We start from the raw sequence: 16,050 nt of genomic DNA, 5'->3' as shown, positions 1-16,050 counted from the left end.
GCCCGAACTTCGCGCGGTTCGCGGGCAGCCGCAGCGGCAGCTTCGTCGGTCCATCGGCGCGTGACGGCGTAGAGCGGTTCTACACCTTTATGCAGGTGGGAGATCTGCCGATGATCCTCAACGTGGCCCTCGCCACGAGAGAGATCGAGGCCGAGTGGCGTCAGAAGGCGCTTGTGATCAGCGTCATCGTGCTAGCGCTGTGTGGGCTGACCGTTGCGATGTCGCTCCTGTTCGGGCGTGAACTACGCCACCGATCGGCGATGCAGGCCGAACTCGCCAAGCTGTCTCTGACGGACGTCCTGACAGGCCTGCCGAACCGCCGCGCGTTCGAGGACGCCTTCACCCGGGCGGTAGACGACGCAAAACGCTCGGGTAAGCCGCTCTCCCTCCTGATCGTCGATGCAGACCACTTCAAGCGCTTCAACGACCGCTACGGCCATCAGGTCGGCGACGAGGTGCTGCAAGGCTTAGCACGCCGCCTGTCGGCCAGCGTTCATCGCCCCCACGATCTCGTCTGCCGGGTGGGTGGTGAGGAATTCACCATCCTCCTACCGGACACTGATCAGGCAGGTGCCCTGCGCATCGCGGAGAAGGTTCACGCCGAGACATCAACCCTGGCCATAGGGTCGGCTCGCATCGGCGCTGGTTCAGTGACGGTGAGCATCGGGCTGGCAAGTGGTATGCTCGATGGAGCAGCGATCACCGTGCCGACGGAACTCTACCGCCTCGCGGACGGTGCCCTGTACGAGGCCAAGGAAGGCGGTCGCAACCAGACACGCTGCGCGAGATCAAAGGATGCCACAGCCGCTGCGCAGACCGCTGTCGTCAAGTTGGCTGTAACCTGACGGAGGCAAAGCCATCCTTAGGCTTGTATGGATCGCATCGCAGACAGCAGATGGCGCTGAAAACGTCTCACGCCGGTGCCCTCACAGCGCATGACCTGCCAATACGCTGACCCGACGACTACAAGTGGTCGCGAGCGTTGTGAAGGGCTGAGAGCGTACCGGGCTTGCCGAGGAAATAGCCTTGTCCTCTGTCCGTCCCGAGCGCTTTGAGAGTGCTCAGTTCCGAGGCTGTCTCGATGCCTTCAGCCACTACGCATGAGCCTACCTCACGCGCGTAGAAGACCATGGCACGGACCAAAGCTCGCCGGGCCGGATCCGTGTCGACCGCTCGCGTCAAACTCATGTCCATCTTGATGATATCAGGCCCCAGTTGCACGATGTGCTGAAGGCCTGAATAGCCCGCCCCGGCGTCGTCAACTGCGATCTGGACGCCGCGCTGCTTCAACGGCGCGAGCTGCGCGTGGAGATCGACGTAGTTCGACACCAGCGCATGCTCGGTGATCTCGACGATCGTTCGGCGGGCATAGGCCGGCGGTATGAGATCCGAGAGCCGGCCGCTCATCACCGTCTCAGGTGAGGCGTTGATCGACAGCGATAGAGAAGCTGGCAGCCGCGAGAAGTTGGCGAGGGTGGTCTTCAGAACCGCCAGTTCAAGCTCGATCCCAAGGCCGACCTCTGACGCATCCTTGAACCACTTATCCGGCGATCTGTACGGCGATGCCCTGAAGCGGCAGAGCGCCTCGCAGCTGATCACATCCATGCTGTGCAGGTCGATGATCGGCTGGAAAACGATGTCGTAGTCCTCAGCCGCGATGATGGCTGAGATCGCGGTATGGATCTGCTGAGCGTTCCGCCGCTGCGTCAGGCCGGCATTGACCTGCTTGGCCGCCAAGCTAGCGAAAACGCGCATCGTGGCCAGATCCCGCTCATTCAGCGATGGGATTGGCCGTGGGCTCAGGCAGCAGAACATCCCGAACGGGGTGCCGTCGAGCAGCCGGATCGGCATGCTGACATGAGACCCGATCGGCACGGCGGCAGTGATCGGCATGCCCCACGCCAGTGGCACCAGCGAAGTATCTGGGATCAGCTCAGGCAGGCGACCCTCAAGGATGTGGTTGCAGTACACGTCGTCGAGGGAGTGCGAGTCACCGACCTTGATAAGGTGCTCCAAGCCAGGAGCATCGACCCGACGGAAGATGGACCTGCCTTCGCTGAACTCGGAGAAGTAGGCGACCTCCATGCCGAAGTGGTTGCGGATCGCCACCAACGCGTCTTGGATAATATCTTCGCCTAAAGCCGCACTCGTGGTGACAGCCTCCAAGCCGACTGATGGACAGGTCATTCGCAATCCTCCTGAGACACGAACAGCACGGACCAACGGTGTCAGTTCAGCGAACTCGTAAGCGGGAAGCCGAGATCGGCGGTAAACGCGCTCACGCCTTCGGTGCGGTGGCGGGCATATTTTCGGCGCTGCGGTTCAGTGAAGTGAGCACACGCTCAACCTACGCCATGGGCCACATTGCGCACCTGACGAGTGGCTCGATCGACCTGTTCGCTCGCCCGAGCGATCGCCTCCATGCCGCCAGCGATCGTCGTCACCCCTTGCGCGGCTGTATGCATGCTGCCTGACATCTCGCGCGTCACCGCCGACTGCTCCTCGACCGCCGCAGCGATCGCCGCCGAGACCTCATCCAACTTGCTGATCGTGCCCCGGATCGAGCCGATCGCCTCGACTGCTTCTTGGGTTGCTGCCTGCGTCGCCGCGATCTGCCCGCGGATCTGATCCGTCGCCTTGGCGGTCTGCTCGGCCAGGGCTTTCACCTCGGAGGCGACGACAGCGAAACCTTTGCCCGCCGCCCCTGCACGTGCTGCCTCGATCGTCGCGTTGAGGGCGAGTAGGTTGGTCTGCGAGGCGATCCCCTGGATCATGGTCACGACGTCGCCGATCTGCGCTGCCTGTCCGCTGAGCCCCGCCACGATGCTCCCCGTATGCCGAGCCTGCTCGACTGCTTCGCCCGCCATCCGTGCGGCGTGACTGACCTGCTGGCTGATCTCGCCGACCGAGGCTGAGAGCTCCTCCGCCCCCGAGGCGACACACTGGATATCGTTCGACACCTGGCCGACGGTGCTTGCGGCCTCCGCGGTCTGCCGGGTAACATCCTCGACCGCATTGCCGATCGCATCGAGGTCGATGCCGATCGCCCGCTGCGCCCCGGCGCGGCGCTCTCGCTCGTGTACCTGAACGGTGATGTCGGCGGCGAATTTCACCACCTTCAGCACCGTCCCGTCCGCGTCGGTGATCGGGTTGTAGGTCGCCTGCATCCAGGTCTCACGGCCACCCTTCGCGAGGCGCTTGAACTCGCCCGACACGAACTCGCCGCGTCCGAGCCGATCCCAAAACCCGCGATAGGTCGCACTAGCATGCTCGGCGGCATCGACGAACAAGCTGTGGTGGCGACCCACGACCTCGTCGAGCCGGTATCCTACGGCATCAAGAAAATTCTGGTTGGCTTCAAGGATCGTACCGGAGGGATCAAAAGCGATCACCGCCTGCGACCGATGCAAGGCAGCGATCTGGCCGTCGAGATCGAGCATGCGGATCTTCTGTGTGGTGATGTCAGCTGCGAACTTGACCACCTTTACGACGCGGCCGGCGCGATCGAGCACCGGGTTGTAGCTCGCCTGGATCCAGACAGTCCGGCCGCCCTTGGCGATGCGCTTGAACTCGGCGGATTGGAACCTACCCTGGCGCAGCGCGTCCCAGAAAGCGCGGTACGCGGGATCGTCGCGGTACGCGGGCTCGACGAACATCCCATGCGGCCGACCCTGCACCTCGGACAGCGTATAGCCCATCGCGGTCAGGAAATTAGCGTTGGCAGTGAGGATGGTGCCGTCGGGCTTGAACTCGATGACCGCCTGCGAGCGGTCCAAGGCATCGAGTTTGGCAGCCAGATCCGCATGCGTCCGCATTCCACCGAACATGGCCGTCAAATCCTGAAAGCGTTGAGGCTGCTCGCCAGCTGATCGAGAGGTTGGCGCGAGCAGCGTATACTGCTGGCACGTGCTCCTGAGGGATCACCAAGCAAAGATAGACTGCAGGGAAGAAGTTACTTATCCATTAAATTTCCTAAATTCGCTTATTGCCGATCTAAAATAACATATTCTATCACGGAATATCGATCGACAAGCAGACATGACCGACGAGATAGACAACTTAAACGTGTTGAAAAACGGCCAGCGCACGCAACGCCCCGATTAACAAATCCTTGCTTTCGTGGGTGGGCTCATAGCGACCAGCTGCGCTACCGGCCGGCCGGCCGATGCGGCGGAGCACCTCCCGCTCAAACGAGACGAAGTTCTCGATCTGCCCGTCAGCGGCGCGCAAAGGGCGGCAGTCGATCTCGGCGCGGTACTTGGTGCCGTCGGCGCGGTAGTTGGTGAGGTAACCGTGGAAGCGCTCGCCACCAGCGAGTGCGCGATGAAAGGTATCGAGGGTCTCCCGACGCGTCTCCTTGCCCTGCATAAAGCGCGGGCTCTGCCCAACGACGTCGTTCGGATCCCGGCCAACCAAGCGCCCGAAAGCGAGGTTGGCGTACAGGATCGTGGGGCCCGGGCGCTCGATCATCGCGTCCGTGATGAGGATCGCGACGTCCGCATCGTGGGCCAGAGCGCGTAGCAGTTCAAAGGCTGTCATTGTGAGACAACGCTACAGGTATGCGCGGCGTGAAAGAGCGCCTTCGGACGCATGACCGTCGAGCGAGCTGCGCACTGCTGAGTTGAGCGGATCGACGTGCCGTCGTTCGTCATACCGTCCAGCTGCAGACCCTCACCGCATAGCTCAGTCCGTGCCACCACCCGCCCAGATTCTCGTCTGGCCTGATCGGTCAAGGTCGCCCGCCGCTTGTCGGCAGCCCTTTTTGGTTCCGTTTTCCCCGATTCTGACAGGACTAGAACTTTAGTAGGCGTGCGGTTCGCGGATTTGCCCCCCGTGTCGGCGCGGCGGAGGCCGTCGATCTAAGTGTGGTCAGTGGGTCGCGCGTTCGCGCCAGCCGCAGCCAAGCGGTCCACTCGGGCGAGACGATGCGGACGATGTTGGTGTCGTTGCGGAAGCCGGTGATCTGACGCTCCTCGACCGTCAGCAGCCCGAGCTTCCGGGCCTCGCGGATCGCGTTGCGCACGGTGGTCTCGGCCACGCCTGTGAATGCGGCGAGGTTCGGCACCGACAGTCGGCAATCCTTCCGACGAACGACCTCGGCTGCCACGAGGGCGAGGACCGCCTGTTCGGCCAGCGTGAACCTCGTGGCAAGTCCGGGCGGCAGACGGCCGGAGGCAGCCCAGCGGCGGCGGCGCTCCATCGAGGCGTCCGTGCGTGGCCGAGAGCCGACGCCGGGCCTCCTGGGGCTGCTCTGGCGATCCTGCACGATGTTCGTCGTCTGCGAATGCGAAACGATTCCGCTTTTGGTCCGTCGCGCCTCGATCAGGCCAGATAGAGCCTCGGCCTCCGCTTCCGTGACCTTCCCATCGCTATAGGCGCGCCAGAGCGCAGCCGTGACGGCCGGCAATGCGGCGCACAAGGCCGCCTCCGCCTGTCGGCGGATCTCATCTGCATAGTTCATCAAACCCGGTCCCTCACGGGCCGCGGCTAGGGTCCAGGCAAAGCCTTCCCGTTGACGGAAACAGGTTCCGTCTTGGCACCCCGGGGGGTCTCATGGCTTGTGAGGGGCAGCAACCCGGGCCTCACAGCCCCAGGTTTTCGAAGTCCTCGCCCTGCCAGGGGTGGGGACTTTGGCTTTTCAGGGTCTATCTTGCGGCGACGGTCTCCTGAATTGCCGGCTCTCGACTCGCCAAGGCGGGCCCGGCCGGAACGGTCCATGTCGACCGGCAGGCACGGTTAAGTCAACGTTGCGGGGTGGATCGTCAGCGCCCGATCTTGCCGCAGCCGTCGAGCTGCGTGTCTATGCCGATATGATCCGATCCGAGCTCGTCGCCCGCGTCACAGCGCAGAAGCCGCTGCGCCGATCGGCGGTGAAGCACGGGATCGCGCCGGCGCCGGTGAGATGGTGGAACACGCCCTCTCAGGTCTCGCAGGGGCGGGCGAACTGAGCGAGGTCGCAGCCAAACAGGTCGTGCGCGGCGCTGTCGTCCGCCGGAGCGCAGCCCGCCTCGAACGCGGCGGCGATGGCGCCCATGATCTCTCAGAACAGGTAGCCCGGGCAGTCGGGGTCAATCTCGTTACCGTCGTAGAGCGCGGTCTGAAACCGAGCGTAGTCGATGAGGGCGAGGCGGCCGGCCCGTGTCGTCGGTGTGGTGCGCCATACCGCATCCAGAGCCGCGGACTGCGCCTCCGTCAGCGCCCGCTCGCGCAGGAACCACTGCGGGCGCGAGGTCGCGGCCGAATCCAGGCCGAAGGCCTTCATCTCGTCCTCGGCGCGGTAGTTCTCGCCGGCAGCGCAGTTGCCGCTCTGAGGTAGGCGTGAGCGATCCTGAGGCCCGCCGCATCGTTGAGGAGCTGCCGACGCGGTGGTGACGGCTCGGATGGTTGCCCTATCTCGGCAACGTCGGCTCTTGAGAGGGTGCATGTCCCATTTCCAGGCTTCCCGCCACATCGATCGCACAAGCTCGCGAATGAAGGCAGAGACCCGCGAGTCGACCTCTGCCGAGGTCCGCGAGGAGATCGAAGCGGAGCGTCGGGTCGTCGAAGTGCGGACGGCGAAGCTCAGGCAGCAGCGGCTCGCTCGCGAGAGCGCCGGATCCTGAGGAGAGGGCGAACGCAGATCATGAAGCGCACTGAGGCGAAGGGCTATTTGAAATGAGAGAAGCGCTGGGCGGCGTTCTCATGAGCTTGATGCTCATCCCACACCCAGCCTTCAGCCAAGATCTGGCTGACGAAGTCCTCTCCAATCACTTCCTCACGTCAGAGACCAGGGTCCGCATCCGGGTCGCAACGCAGTTCCCACTCCCGTTGCTCACCCGGTTCCGTAACATCCGGCGCATCACCACCGAGGTAGCGCAGGAGGAAGAGTTCTGTGGACAGGTGAATGCGATCGATGAGACCGGCGCCTCAACGGGCTACCGGCTCTTCCTCTACATGCGAAACGGCGATGACGAACGCGTTCAGCTCCTCGGCTCTGAGGTGCTGAACGGCTTCCGTGTCGGCCGTAAAATGATTGGCGCCCTGAAGCGGGCTGGCTGTCTGTGAGGCTGCCACTTCCCAACGGCTCGCTACGCCAAAAAGATAACGACGACCGGAAATAGCCGGACGGCTATCACCGAAAGGCGTATTTCTACGCCCGCCTCAAACAGACGGCTTCTCGGATAATGAAGGCTTCTTAATGCCCATAAGAACCCGCCGAATATGAGTTCGCAATCTGTGCTTGTCTTCTGTTTCTTTGCCCGTGACGTTTAAATCTTCTGGTTTGTCACATGTCGACATGGCTTATGCCCCCATCAAGGAGCGCCATCGTGGCAGGCCTTAAGGCCTTTGTTCGAAGGGCGGTCGCCGACATCTGTAATCGACCGCTCAGCTCAAGTCTCGACATAATTGGCACTCTCTGAGCGATTTCATGTTCGAGAAATATTAAGGTTTATCCGCGTTTCTGAATGCTTCTGAGCCAGCCGATCTACGTAGTTTCCCGCATCTAGCCCTTGAGGGGGTAACAACTGGCAGGAGGCCTAATTGACTGAACGCTTCTACTTCGACATCGAGAACGGCTTGGAGACAATTCGCGATGAGGAAGGTGTAGAAGTGTCTGGGTTGAAGGAAGCGATCGATGAAGCACGCAGTGTCATTAGCGAAGTTTATGATGAATTAGAAAGCAGCCTTGCCGAAAAAAAATGGGTATTAGTTGTTCGAAATGCAAATCGCATGATAGTCGGCCGCCTCCCAATAAAAAAATAACATCGTTCATTGATACCAATTTTGATTTCGCGGAATTTCAGATTGTTTTCGACGATTAACTCGGAAATGTGAACGGTGCGGACTACCGATTAGTCCCTTATCCCTTATCCCCTATCCGCCTTCGCCCCCGCCGCCCCCGCCGCCCCGGAGGTTCAGGACGTTTGGCGAAAGGTGCGACGCACCCCGTTAGGAGCGCACCGCAAGTTGGCTCGCGGTCTCAACAACGAGCGGACGCCAAGGGCAAAGCCCAGTCCATGAAAGGCCCTCGCCTTTATCGCTGGTGATGGTTGACCCGCTCAGATGCGGATTGGCGGGGATCGAGGAAGGGTTCTTCACAGACCGTAAATACGCCAACGGTATCACGGGGTCGTGAGCCCTGACCGGCGCAGGATCCCTGTGATGCCTCAGCTGCTACAGCGGTTCGCCCACGATGAGACCGGCGCCACCGCTATCGAGTACGGCATGATCGCCGCCCTGATCGCCGTCGTCATCATCGGCTCACTCAGGCTCGTGGGTTCCCGGCTCGGTGCCAAGTTCAGCGCCATTGCCGGCAACCTGAATTGAGCCGAGTCCCGCGGATAGGTCCGCTCTCTCGACCCTAACCGAGTGCGGTCTGGGAACGACGCTTCAAGGGGGCAGTTCAGCTTGTTCGCCAGCCGTGCCGTCGGCTGGCAATTCGCAGGCATTCAGGGACCGATGCACAAGCTTCCGCCTATGAGCCTGTATCAGCTCCGCCTGCTGTCCGCGGACGGGCCGCGCTTCTACAAAGTAACCGCCTACCTACGGCGGCTGGAGGTGCTCCAGCTAAACGACGCGACCGGACGAACTGACTTGGTTTTGGGCAGCATCGAGTATCAAATCACCGATACTGGGCGAGCTGAGTTAGAGGAACGCTACGGCCCTGCATCACCCTAGCCGACTGCTGAGTGATTTAGGTCTTCAGCTGAACCCTGCTGCTTTCCGTGACAGAGAACGTGGCCCGCGCCTGCATCACGAGGCGGCCATCCTCGACAAAGGCCTTTGCGGTATATTCCTCAACGCCGTGAGCATCGCCCTCGTCCCGGAGGATCTCAGTAAGCGACTGATGGAGCATCGTGCGCAGCGCATCGTGGTTCAATAGCTCTACGCCTTCGTCGTCCTGAACCTCGACGCCGTTGGCCGTGCTGATGAAATAGCGTGACACTCACGCCTCCGTGATCGAGCTCCCCCTACGACGGAAACACGATCCGCCGACGGAGGTTCGTTTTTCGGTTAGAATAGCCCTAGCCACGAAAAAGCCCGCGCCGGCGAACCGGGCGGGCCAAGGTCAGGGTCGTTCGGTGCGTTACGCCAAGCGCCTACAGCGATCCTACCAGAGTTTCGAGCACAGGATAGGCCGCCCTTATGACAGATCAGACAGACTAAATAATCTAAAAAGCGAAAATTACTTTCCGCTTGGCGCGGCGTAGCTGCCAGTCGTCCCGTTACCGCCGCTGCTGCCGGCTGGCGCGCCGCGGGTGGTGTTCCGGACGAAGCTGGCACCGGGGTACTTCCGCTGCGTCCGCATCATCGAGCGTCGGTGCATACGATGACGTCTCATCCGCACATTGGTGAGCATATCGGACGGCGAGGAGACACCGGCTCCAGGGCCAGCTGGCACCGCTGAGGCGGGAAGGATCAGGCCGGCGAAGCCACAACCAGCAAGCGCGGCGAGAACAAACATACGCATGAAGTTCCTCCTTGCCTCAGCGCAGGAAGGATCGCATCGGCCGTTATGAAGTCGTGAAACAGGCGGTAGTTCACCGCTTCCGGCGACCCGCGACTCAGCACCGCGTGCTTGAACGGATCACCAGCGGCTGGCCTACGCCGCCTTCACCATCTGCCGCCCGTGGTTCTGCACGATGTCCGGGAAGGGGGTATCAGTGGTCGAGGTCGTGATCTGGGCGGGGCGATGATCTGATACTTCGGCGCTGTGGCAGCGGCGCCGCACCGGGCAAATCCTGAATCCGATCGATGGACGAGGCCGCCGGAGCATTCTAACCTGGATCAATGTTCGGCCCTGACGCACGCCTTATCCGCTATGTTGAAGCCGCCCTGGTAACAGGGGCTACGACGATGCTGGGAATGGCCTGGATGCTCGACCTGCTTCGCTGATTGGGTCAGCTCATCCGGGCCAACAAACCTAGCAAGGTTGCGAACTCGGTCCTGACCAAGCCTATGACGAGCATCATCAGATACCGCTCGTCCGCACCGATATCAGCAACTTCTGCAGCGGCAATCTCGTCCGGCATATTCAAATTTCTCGGGCAAGGTCTACGGTATCTCGCTGATCTTAGCTTGCGCATCAACCTGCGTTAGAATACGAGTACAGAGTTTCGCATTTCGAATGAACTGGGCTCGCCTCACCCTGCCATCGACCCGCTTCATCGTCCGCCCTGGCTCGGCACCACGGCCCTAAAAAAATTTGCCGAATGCAAAGGGTCACCCAACCCTTGACAGCTGTCGCCCATAATTTTGGACGATGTCGCGGAAGAGGGGGCCGGTAGCCAAGGCTGTGCCCTCGCCTAGTTGGCTTTCATCCGATGCACAAAGCGCGCCTGACAATAGGCGGGTTAACAATTCGTTAACCAAATTTGTTAACATATCATTATGCGCCGAGATCGGGCGCGAGGCAGCCTCTTCGAGCAGAGGGTCAAAATCCCATGCGCTTCTACTTTGATTTTGAGAATGGCGAGGAAGCTGTCCGAGATAACAACGGCTTCGAAGCAGTTAATCTAAAACAAGCGCTGGCCGATGCTCTCGATGTGATACTCGAAGTGGCTGATGAAGTCGCCGCTAAGCGGCCAGATGATCTCTGGACATTGGTCGTGCGGGATCAGACCAGAGCGCCGGTCGCGTTCCTACCAATCCGGCAGGATCCGGTTCAGGACGCACTGGCAGCCTGAGGGCGCGCTAACCGGATCCCGGCACCCTACACGGACGCGGGTGAGATAGACGACCTCCCCCGCCAGCCCGTGATTAGATCGGGCGGCGGGGCTGAGTGGCCTTCGGTGTGACCTTGATGGCCTAGCGGCGACGGTGCTGCTGCAGCATGATTAGCTATGCCTGCGCCATCATCCTTCACCTGTGAAGTCCTGTCCGACGGGAAGTGGGTGGCCATGCCGGTCGACGAGGTTCAGGCCCGCCACCGGGACGCCGTTAAACGCTGCCCGGCCTGCGGCGGACGGATAATGATCATGGGCGGCTACACGCCGATGAGGCGCACGTCGCTATCGCACTTTCGCATCCACGATGGCTGCCCACTGACCCCACAGCACTTCAAGGGTGAGGCAAGGCCTCACCCGGAGGCAATCAGATAGCGGGCAGCGATCGAGGGCCTTTCTTTGACCAGTGCCGCGGTACGATCCCGTTGGATCCGAACGCGCGATACCCCTCAATGTCTGGATCTGAAGAAATCTGTCTGGTTCACACCGGGGCGGGCCTTTTCGTGCACGGTCCCGGCCCGGGACGTTCAACCTGTGGGCGCCAGAACGGCACGCTAACGGTGCGCCCTCATCCTGCATTTTGAGCCACGTTGCGTATCGGCTCGACCGCTGGTGAGATCGGATGCTTCCTCGCCCCGTGAGCAGATCGGGGTGGGGCCGAGCGCCCGGCACACGGGTGAAGGGATGCAGTCATGCCTGTCGATCGAGATCGGGTGCTGCCCAGTGATGCGCTGGACCAGTTCGCTCGCACGCTGCTCGCCGAGGCGCGGTCTCAGTGCCCCAGAAGCTTCTGAGCAGCTTGATCGGCGATCTTAGTGACGACGTGGGCGCCAACCTTCTCGCCTGACTGTTCGACGCCTACGACGACGCACTGACCGATGATGGCGGCGACTGATGCACTGCCGCGACGGCAACCGTTGATCTCGTCCCGACACCCTCCGTGTTGCGTGGCGGTTTGTCCCATCCGCTGAACACCAGGAAACTTAGACTAGGCCATTCGGTTCGCGGGATGGCACCTCAGCGACGTTTAGCGCCTCGCTGTCATCTCTAATGACCGGGAGATAACCTATGATACACCGCCGCGAAGTCCTCACAACGATGTTGGGTGCTACTGCAGCCCTTGCCATCACCCGCACTGCCGTCGCCCAGGTCACCCCGGCCGGCGCGATCCCGTCGAGCGTTTATCTTCAGATGGCAACCACGGGCGGCATGTTCTTGGAGAACACCGCCCGCGACGCGCACGAAAAGACCAGGAATCCGGCGGTCAAGAAATTCTCCCGGGCCGAGGTAATTGAGCAGGTTAACCTCTCCCGCAAGCTCGGCGCCTACACCGGCGGCACCCCGATGGCGGCTGCGCCGGTTGGACCTGGCGGCCTGATCGGCGGTCTCGTTGCTGCGCCAGTTGCCGTTGCGGGGGCTGCGGTTGGCACGGCCGCTGGTGTGGCGGGCGGTGTGACCGGCGGTCTGCTGGGCGTTGCGCCGCCCAGCGGCATGACGACGGACGCGCAGAAGGCGCAGATCCTGTCTCAGCTCACGGCCATGCCGCCGGGCCCGCAGTACGACGCCACTTTCGTGGCCGACTCCCTGCAGGGTCACCAGGAGGCGCTCGCCATTCACGGCTCCTATGCCCAGTCCGGCGAGGATCCGGGCCTGCGCCGCATCGCCCGGGGAGCGTTGCCGCTGATCAACCTGCATATCTCGCAGCTATCGCAGATGCAGGGCAGGATGGGCGGCCAGCAGGGCTGATCATCGCGAGAACGGGCCGCTCTCTCCAGTCTGACATAGAAGCGGCTTAGGAACGGTAGCTGAGCCCCTCGGTTTCCTCTCACAAATGGAGGAACCGATGGGCGCTACAGATCCCACCAAGCCCGGCGACGAGGCACCCCCGGGAACGCCTGGGGCCGGTGAGAACCTGTGCCCAGCCTGCAGTGGCACGGGCAAGATCGACGGCGATACCTGCCCGGAGTGCAAGGGCACGGGCAAGGTCATAACGGGCATCGGCGGCGGCTGAGCAAGGCCACGCTCCGTGAGCTCGACTTCTATAGCGGCCCTCTAGTGACCTTCGAACATGCCGCCGAGCGCTGAGCGTCGATGTGGGAAAGCAGCCGAATTTCATCATCCAGCTCGGGGATGAAGCGCACCGGCTCTGCTGGACGGCGAAGGAGCTATTTGACGTCCACTCTGACCACGGCACGCTGCGGGTGGAGTACTGCGGGACGATGAGCTCCAGCCACCGGGCGCAAGGCGTCTAGCCTCTCTGGGTGAGGTTCGAGCGCGGACGCTCCCGCCGAGATATGCCTGGCCGAGACTGAAACCCGCCCGTCTGGGAGTTTGCGGCGTAGGGCGGGGCAAGTAAGCAAGGCGATCCGGTTCAGTGCCCAGCACAGTACGTCGCGACACGCTCGGCAAGCCGATCGGCTGTCAGGCAATCCTGTGGGTGATCGCGCATCAACGCCGCTATGGGCATGTCAGGCATCGCGGCCTCCTCCGGTTCCTGCACCAAGCTGAGACCACCGTGCGCCTTGATCGCGCGAAGGCCCTCGGCTCCATCACTATCGCCGCCGCTGAGCACAATCCCGACGACGCGCTCGCGGTAGGTTTCGGCCGCTGAGATGAACAGGGGGTCGGCGGCTGGGCGCGTGAAGTGGACCTTCGGACCTTGATCCAGGCGGATCAGGCCGAAGCGCAGCCGCAGGTGATGGTCCGGCTGCGCCACGTAGATGCGGCCGGGCTTGATCACCTCGCCATGCTGCGCGAACGCTGCCGGGAGATGACCACGCGAGGCGAGGATGTCTGGCAGGTAGCTGCGGTTCGCACCGATGTGGCTGACGATGAACACCGACGCTCGGCAGCCAGGCGGCAGCGCAGTGGTGATCCGCACGATGGGATCGAGGCCGCCGGCTGAGGCAGCGATAACGACGATGGCTCCCATTTCGCTGTGACAATCACTGCGGAAGGTTCCAGTTCGCGGCCAATCGCGCAGTGACGTTGAGCTGATCCGATGCGGATCGCGCGGTCAGTCCTCGTCCGCTAGCTCAGCGACCGTGTCGCTGAACGGCACCGTGAGTACCGGATGCCCCGCCTCGTCCATGATCTCGAAGGCGCAGGTGAACCAGTCCCGCACGATGTTTGTCCGCGTCCGTGCAATCAGATCCCGTGCCGCCTCCAGCGCGCGTTCCCTCGCCGCGTCCAAGTCGGGCAACTCATCACCTTCAGGATCGATCGCGAGCTTACCCCGGCCATAGCGCAAGTTGAGAAAGTAGCGCGGCATCAGGCGCCCTCGATCAGCCGGGCGTACTCGGCCTCGGGGACGCCGTAGCTGCCATCGGCTACCGTCTCCAGAAGTTCGCGATCGAGCACCGTGATGCGCCCGCGCCGTGCCCGGATGCAGCGACCGCTTTCCAAGTTCTGCAACGCCAGCGTCACGCCCGAGCGCTGCACGCCGAGCATCATCGACAGGAACTCGTGCTTGACCCGCAGATCGTCTCCGTCCGCTCGGTCGTGGCACATCAGCAGCCAGCGGGCGAGACGGGTCTCGATGTTGTAGGTGGCGTTGACGTAGGCCGTCTGGCGCGTCTGCACGAACTCCGCCTGGACATACCGCAGCAGAAGCCGACGCAACGAGCGGCTCGTATCGAAAGCTTCGTACAGGGCATCCGCGCCGATGCGGTGTCCGTCACCGGGAAGTTGCATGAACTGGTCGTGCGGAACGCGGTCGCTACAGGTCAGCACAGGTATCGCACCCGTCAAGCCTTCGCGACCGACGATCCCGACCTCGACCTTGCCCATCGACCCCTCGACGGTGATCGAGGCGATGCCGCTCTCGATGAAGTGGAGGTGCTTCACCGGCTGATTGGGTGCGATGAGCGACTGCTGCACGGGCAGTTCTACAAATTGCAGGTGCGGGGCAAGCCGATCAAAATCATCAGCGGACAGCGCCTTCAGGAGGCGATTACGCGTATGGGACTGCTGGAGTTGAGACACGGCTCTTCCCTCGTGAGGGTAAGAGCACGGTGGCGTCTCCTAGCCGCTTGCGACCCGAACAGTGTGCAGACGATGAGAGCCACCTAATGCTGAGCCTCAGCAGCTGCAATGCTACCGAGAGCTGCGTATGGTATCAGACATAATTACGGAAGTTGGTTATCGCACCGGGGACGGTGACTAACTTGCGCACGACCTGATCACTGTTAGTTGCAGCCCCAACCGAAGACACGATTGATACGGTGAGCCAATTGGCTCGCGTGTGGGGTGGCCATATCATGACAGAGTGCAGTTCAGACGCTGCGAACAATCCGCTCATCCGCAAGCTGGAGGGCTTCACGGCCCTATCGGACGCGGACCGGATCACGCTGGCGCGGATCAGTGCCGAGCCTCGCCAGGTCGTGCCCGGTACCGACCTAGTGCGCGAGGGCGACGCTCCCGACGGCGTGTTCCTGGTGATGAAGGGCATGGCGTTCCGCCACAAGCTGCGGGCGACCGGCACCCGGCAGATCATGGCCTACCTTGTGCCGGGCGACCTGTGCGACCTCGATGTGGCCCTGCTGAGCGAGATGGATCACACCATCACCGCCGTATCAGCCTGCGAGGTCGTGCGCCTGACGCCCGAGATGGTGGCCGACCTCCTGGCCAACCACCCGCAGATTGCCCGAGGGTTGCGCAAGGCTCAGCTCGTCGACGAGGCAACCTTGCGCGAGTGGCTGGTCAACATAGGCCGCCGTTCCGCCGCGGAGCGGCTGGCGCACCTGTTCTGCGAGCTGCTGCTGCGTATGCGAGCGGTCGGGCTGGCGTCGGGCGACAGCTACGAACTGCCGGTTACCCAAATAGACCTGGCCGACACCACGGGGCAGACGCCCGTTCATGTGAACCGCACGCTCCAGGAACTCCGGGAACAGGGGCTGATTGAACTGAGGAGCAGGCGGCTCAAGATCCTCGACCTGCCCCGTCTTCGGGCGCTGGCGGAGTTCCGACCCAACTACCTGCACCTGGGAGATCAAGCGGCGGCATGAGCCTGCACCTCCAGCCTGTCCAAGTCGCGACGGGTAGCTACGACACCGAGGGGCAGTTGGTCTTCGCTAATGGCTTCCTCGCGGCGGTACTGGTGAGGCTCTCAGATTTTCATGCAGACATGGCCGGCATGTGGTTCTTGGAGGCAGGCTTCGGGTGGGTCGATACCCCAACTCGGCCCACGTTCTCTGATCTCGACGAGGCACAGGACTGGTAATTACCCACCCCCTTGCGCGGGTTGGGTTTCGCTGATTCCCTCGTGGGATGGTTCGTACCGATCTTGAGCGGCTGAGCCGCGAGGAGTTGATCGAACTGGTGCTGCGGCTGCAGCGTCCGGATA

20 protein-coding genes are annotated in these 16,050 nt (G+C 62.3%); 10 read left to right on the top strand and 10 right to left on the bottom strand.

Going from position 1 to position 16,050, the window contains the following annotated elements; translation table 11 throughout:
- Positions 1-845, top strand: an 845-nt coding sequence (locus tag FV242_RS27415; protein WP_147941148.1) for a diguanylate cyclase, incomplete at its 5' end; no start/stop codon positions are given.
- A gap of 118 nt (positions 846-963) precedes the next feature.
- Here FV242_RS27415 and FV242_RS27410 read toward each other — a convergent pair.
- The 5 genes from FV242_RS27410 to FV242_RS27390 all read right to left on the bottom strand — a co-directional run bounded on the left by FV242_RS27410 (position 964) and on the right by FV242_RS27390 (position 6,262).
- Positions 964-2,187, bottom strand: a complete 1,224-nt coding sequence (locus FV242_RS27410) for an EAL domain-containing protein (protein WP_147941147.1) — start codon at positions 2,185-2,187, stop codon at positions 964-966.
- Between the two features lie 155 nt (positions 2,188-2,342).
- Positions 2,343-3,827 carry a PAS domain-containing methyl-accepting chemotaxis protein gene (locus FV242_RS27405; RefSeq protein WP_147941146.1) on the bottom strand — a complete coding sequence of 495 codons (1,485 nt, stop codon included), beginning with the start codon at positions 3,825-3,827 and terminating at the stop codon, positions 2,343-2,345.
- Positions 3,828-4,059: 232 nt separating this feature from the next.
- Positions 4,060-4,539: a PAS domain-containing protein gene (locus tag FV242_RS27400; protein WP_147941145.1), complete on the bottom strand. Its 480-nt coding sequence runs from the start codon at positions 4,537-4,539 to the stop codon at positions 4,060-4,062.
- A 253-nt stretch (positions 4,540-4,792) separates the two neighbouring features.
- Positions 4,793-5,461, bottom strand: coding sequence for a helix-turn-helix domain-containing protein (locus FV242_RS27395; protein ID WP_306440329.1), 669 nt, complete (start codon positions 5,459-5,461; stop codon positions 4,793-4,795).
- A 579-nt stretch (positions 5,462-6,040) separates the two neighbouring features.
- Positions 6,041-6,262: a hypothetical protein gene (locus FV242_RS27390; protein WP_147941144.1), complete on the bottom strand. Its 222-nt coding sequence runs from the start codon at positions 6,260-6,262 to the stop codon at positions 6,041-6,043.
- Positions 6,263-6,422: 160 nt separating this feature from the next.
- On the opposite strand from FV242_RS27390, the gene FV242_RS27385 reads away from it, so the two are divergent.
- The 4 genes from FV242_RS27385 (at position 6,423) to FV242_RS27370 (ending at position 8,307) form a co-directional block, all read left to right on the top strand.
- Entirely contained in the window at positions 6,423-6,602 is a 180-nt protein-coding gene (locus FV242_RS27385; protein ID WP_147941143.1) for a hypothetical protein, read from the top strand.
- A 52-nt stretch (positions 6,603-6,654) separates the two neighbouring features.
- Positions 6,655-7,044 (top strand): hypothetical protein, encoded by a 390-nt coding sequence (locus FV242_RS27380; RefSeq protein ID WP_147941142.1) that lies wholly within the window; start codon positions 6,655-6,657, stop codon positions 7,042-7,044.
- Positions 7,045-7,521: 477 nt separating this feature from the next.
- Complete coding sequence (locus FV242_RS27375; protein WP_147941141.1) at positions 7,522-7,743, top strand: hypothetical protein; 222 nt, start codon at positions 7,522-7,524, stop codon at positions 7,741-7,743.
- 399 nt (positions 7,744-8,142) lie between these two features.
- Positions 8,143-8,307, top strand: a complete 165-nt coding sequence (locus tag FV242_RS27370) for a Flp family type IVb pilin (protein WP_147941140.1) — start codon at positions 8,143-8,145, stop codon at positions 8,305-8,307.
- A 367-nt stretch (positions 8,308-8,674) separates the two neighbouring features.
- On the opposite strand, the gene FV242_RS27360 is transcribed toward FV242_RS27370, so the two are convergent.
- On the bottom strand, positions 8,675-8,926 hold the full coding sequence (locus tag FV242_RS27360) for a hypothetical protein (protein WP_147941139.1): 252 nt from the start codon (positions 8,924-8,926) through the stop codon (positions 8,675-8,677).
- Positions 8,927-9,881: 955 nt separating this feature from the next.
- Complete coding sequence (locus tag FV242_RS36160; RefSeq protein WP_281407108.1) at positions 9,882-10,013, bottom strand: hypothetical protein; 132 nt, start codon at positions 10,011-10,013, stop codon at positions 9,882-9,884.
- A gap of 411 nt (positions 10,014-10,424) precedes the next feature.
- Here FV242_RS36160 and FV242_RS27350 point away from each other — a divergent pair, with 411 nt between their 5' ends.
- The 3 genes from FV242_RS27350 (at position 10,425) to FV242_RS34835 (ending at position 12,717) form a co-directional block, all read left to right on the top strand.
- On the top strand, positions 10,425-10,667 hold the full coding sequence (locus FV242_RS27350) for a hypothetical protein (protein ID WP_147941137.1): 243 nt from the start codon (positions 10,425-10,427) through the stop codon (positions 10,665-10,667).
- A gap of 1,107 nt (positions 10,668-11,774) precedes the next feature.
- Positions 11,775-12,452 (top strand): DUF4142 domain-containing protein, encoded by a 678-nt coding sequence (locus FV242_RS27340; RefSeq protein ID WP_187278588.1) that lies wholly within the window; start codon positions 11,775-11,777, stop codon positions 12,450-12,452.
- A gap of 97 nt (positions 12,453-12,549) precedes the next feature.
- Positions 12,550-12,717 (top strand): hypothetical protein, encoded by a 168-nt coding sequence (locus FV242_RS34835; protein WP_187278587.1) that lies wholly within the window; start codon positions 12,550-12,552, stop codon positions 12,715-12,717.
- Positions 12,718-13,077: 360 nt separating this feature from the next.
- On the opposite strand, the gene FV242_RS27335 is transcribed toward FV242_RS34835, so the two are convergent.
- The 3 genes from FV242_RS27335 to FV242_RS27325 all read right to left on the bottom strand — a co-directional run bounded on the left by FV242_RS27335 (position 13,078) and on the right by FV242_RS27325 (position 14,690).
- On the bottom strand, positions 13,078-13,638 hold the full coding sequence (locus FV242_RS27335; RefSeq protein WP_147941135.1) for a chemotaxis protein CheB: 561 nt from the start codon (positions 13,636-13,638) through the stop codon (positions 13,078-13,080).
- 84 nt (positions 13,639-13,722) lie between these two features.
- Entirely contained in the window at positions 13,723-13,977 is a 255-nt protein-coding gene (locus FV242_RS27330) for a hypothetical protein (RefSeq protein ID WP_147941134.1), read from the bottom strand.
- Positions 13,977-14,690, bottom strand: a complete 714-nt coding sequence (locus FV242_RS27325; RefSeq protein WP_147941133.1) for a Crp/Fnr family transcriptional regulator — start codon at positions 14,688-14,690, stop codon at positions 13,977-13,979. The genes FV242_RS27330 and FV242_RS27325 overlap by 1 nt, the downstream gene beginning before the upstream one ends.
- Before the next feature lie 239 nt (positions 14,691-14,929).
- Between FV242_RS27325 and FV242_RS27320 the strand changes: the two genes are divergently transcribed.
- Together FV242_RS27320 and FV242_RS27315 are read left to right on the top strand one after the other, a co-directional pair.
- Entirely contained in the window at positions 14,930-15,712 is a 783-nt protein-coding gene (locus FV242_RS27320) for a Crp/Fnr family transcriptional regulator (protein WP_306440328.1), read from the top strand.
- Positions 15,709-15,927, top strand: coding sequence for a hypothetical protein (locus tag FV242_RS27315; RefSeq protein WP_147941132.1), 219 nt, complete (start codon positions 15,709-15,711; stop codon positions 15,925-15,927). Before FV242_RS27320 ends, FV242_RS27315 begins: the two co-directional genes overlap by 4 nt.
- Positions 15,928-16,050: the final 123 nt, after the last annotated feature.

The organism is Methylobacterium sp. WL64, from assembly GCF_008039945.1.
Taxonomy (GTDB): Bacteria; Pseudomonadota; Alphaproteobacteria; order Rhizobiales; family Beijerinckiaceae; genus Methylobacterium.
This window is presented reverse-complemented; position numbering and strand designations above follow the sequence as displayed.

What these genes read in the sequence shown, in the direction of transcription:
- FV242_RS27370 (WP_147941140.1), top strand. Translation starts at nt 8,143, where the DNA reads ATGCCTCAGCTGCTACAGCGGTTCGCCCACGATGAGACCGGCGCCACC.
- FV242_RS36160 (WP_281407108.1), bottom strand. Translation starts at nt 10,013, where the DNA reads ATGCCGGACGAGATTGCCGCTGCAGAAGTTGCTGATATCGGTGCGGAC.
- FV242_RS27405 (WP_147941146.1), bottom strand. Translation starts at nt 3,827, where the DNA reads ATGTTCGGTGGAATGCGGACGCATGCGGATCTGGCTGCCAAACTCGAT.
- FV242_RS27340 (WP_187278588.1), top strand. Translation starts at nt 11,775, where the DNA reads ATGATACACCGCCGCGAAGTCCTCACAACGATGTTGGGTGCTACTGCA.
- FV242_RS27395 (WP_306440329.1), bottom strand. Translation starts at nt 5,461, where the DNA reads ATGAACTATGCAGATGAGATCCGCCGACAGGCGGAGGCGGCCTTGTGC.
- FV242_RS27350 (WP_147941137.1), top strand. Translation starts at nt 10,425, where the DNA reads ATGCGCTTCTACTTTGATTTTGAGAATGGCGAGGAAGCTGTCCGAGAT.
- FV242_RS27335 (WP_147941135.1), bottom strand. Translation starts at nt 13,638, where the DNA reads ATGGGAGCCATCGTCGTTATCGCTGCCTCAGCCGGCGGCCTCGATCCC.
- FV242_RS27400 (WP_147941145.1), bottom strand. Translation starts at nt 4,539, where the DNA reads ATGACAGCCTTTGAACTGCTACGCGCTCTGGCCCACGATGCGGACGTC.
- FV242_RS27315 (WP_147941132.1), top strand. Translation starts at nt 15,709, where the DNA reads ATGAGCCTGCACCTCCAGCCTGTCCAAGTCGCGACGGGTAGCTACGAC.
- FV242_RS27390 (WP_147941144.1), bottom strand. Translation starts at nt 6,262, where the DNA reads ATGAAGGCCTTCGGCCTGGATTCGGCCGCGACCTCGCGCCCGCAGTGG.
- FV242_RS27385 (WP_147941143.1), top strand. Translation starts at nt 6,423, where the DNA reads ATGTCCCATTTCCAGGCTTCCCGCCACATCGATCGCACAAGCTCGCGA.
- FV242_RS27410 (WP_147941147.1), bottom strand. Translation starts at nt 2,187, where the DNA reads ATGACCTGTCCATCAGTCGGCTTGGAGGCTGTCACCACGAGTGCGGCT.
- FV242_RS27330 (WP_147941134.1), bottom strand. Translation starts at nt 13,977, where the DNA reads ATGCCGCGCTACTTTCTCAACTTGCGCTATGGCCGGGGTAAGCTCGCG.
- FV242_RS34835 (WP_187278587.1), top strand. Translation starts at nt 12,550, where the DNA reads ATGGGCGCTACAGATCCCACCAAGCCCGGCGACGAGGCACCCCCGGGA.
- FV242_RS27380 (WP_147941142.1), top strand. Translation starts at nt 6,655, where the DNA reads ATGAGAGAAGCGCTGGGCGGCGTTCTCATGAGCTTGATGCTCATCCCA.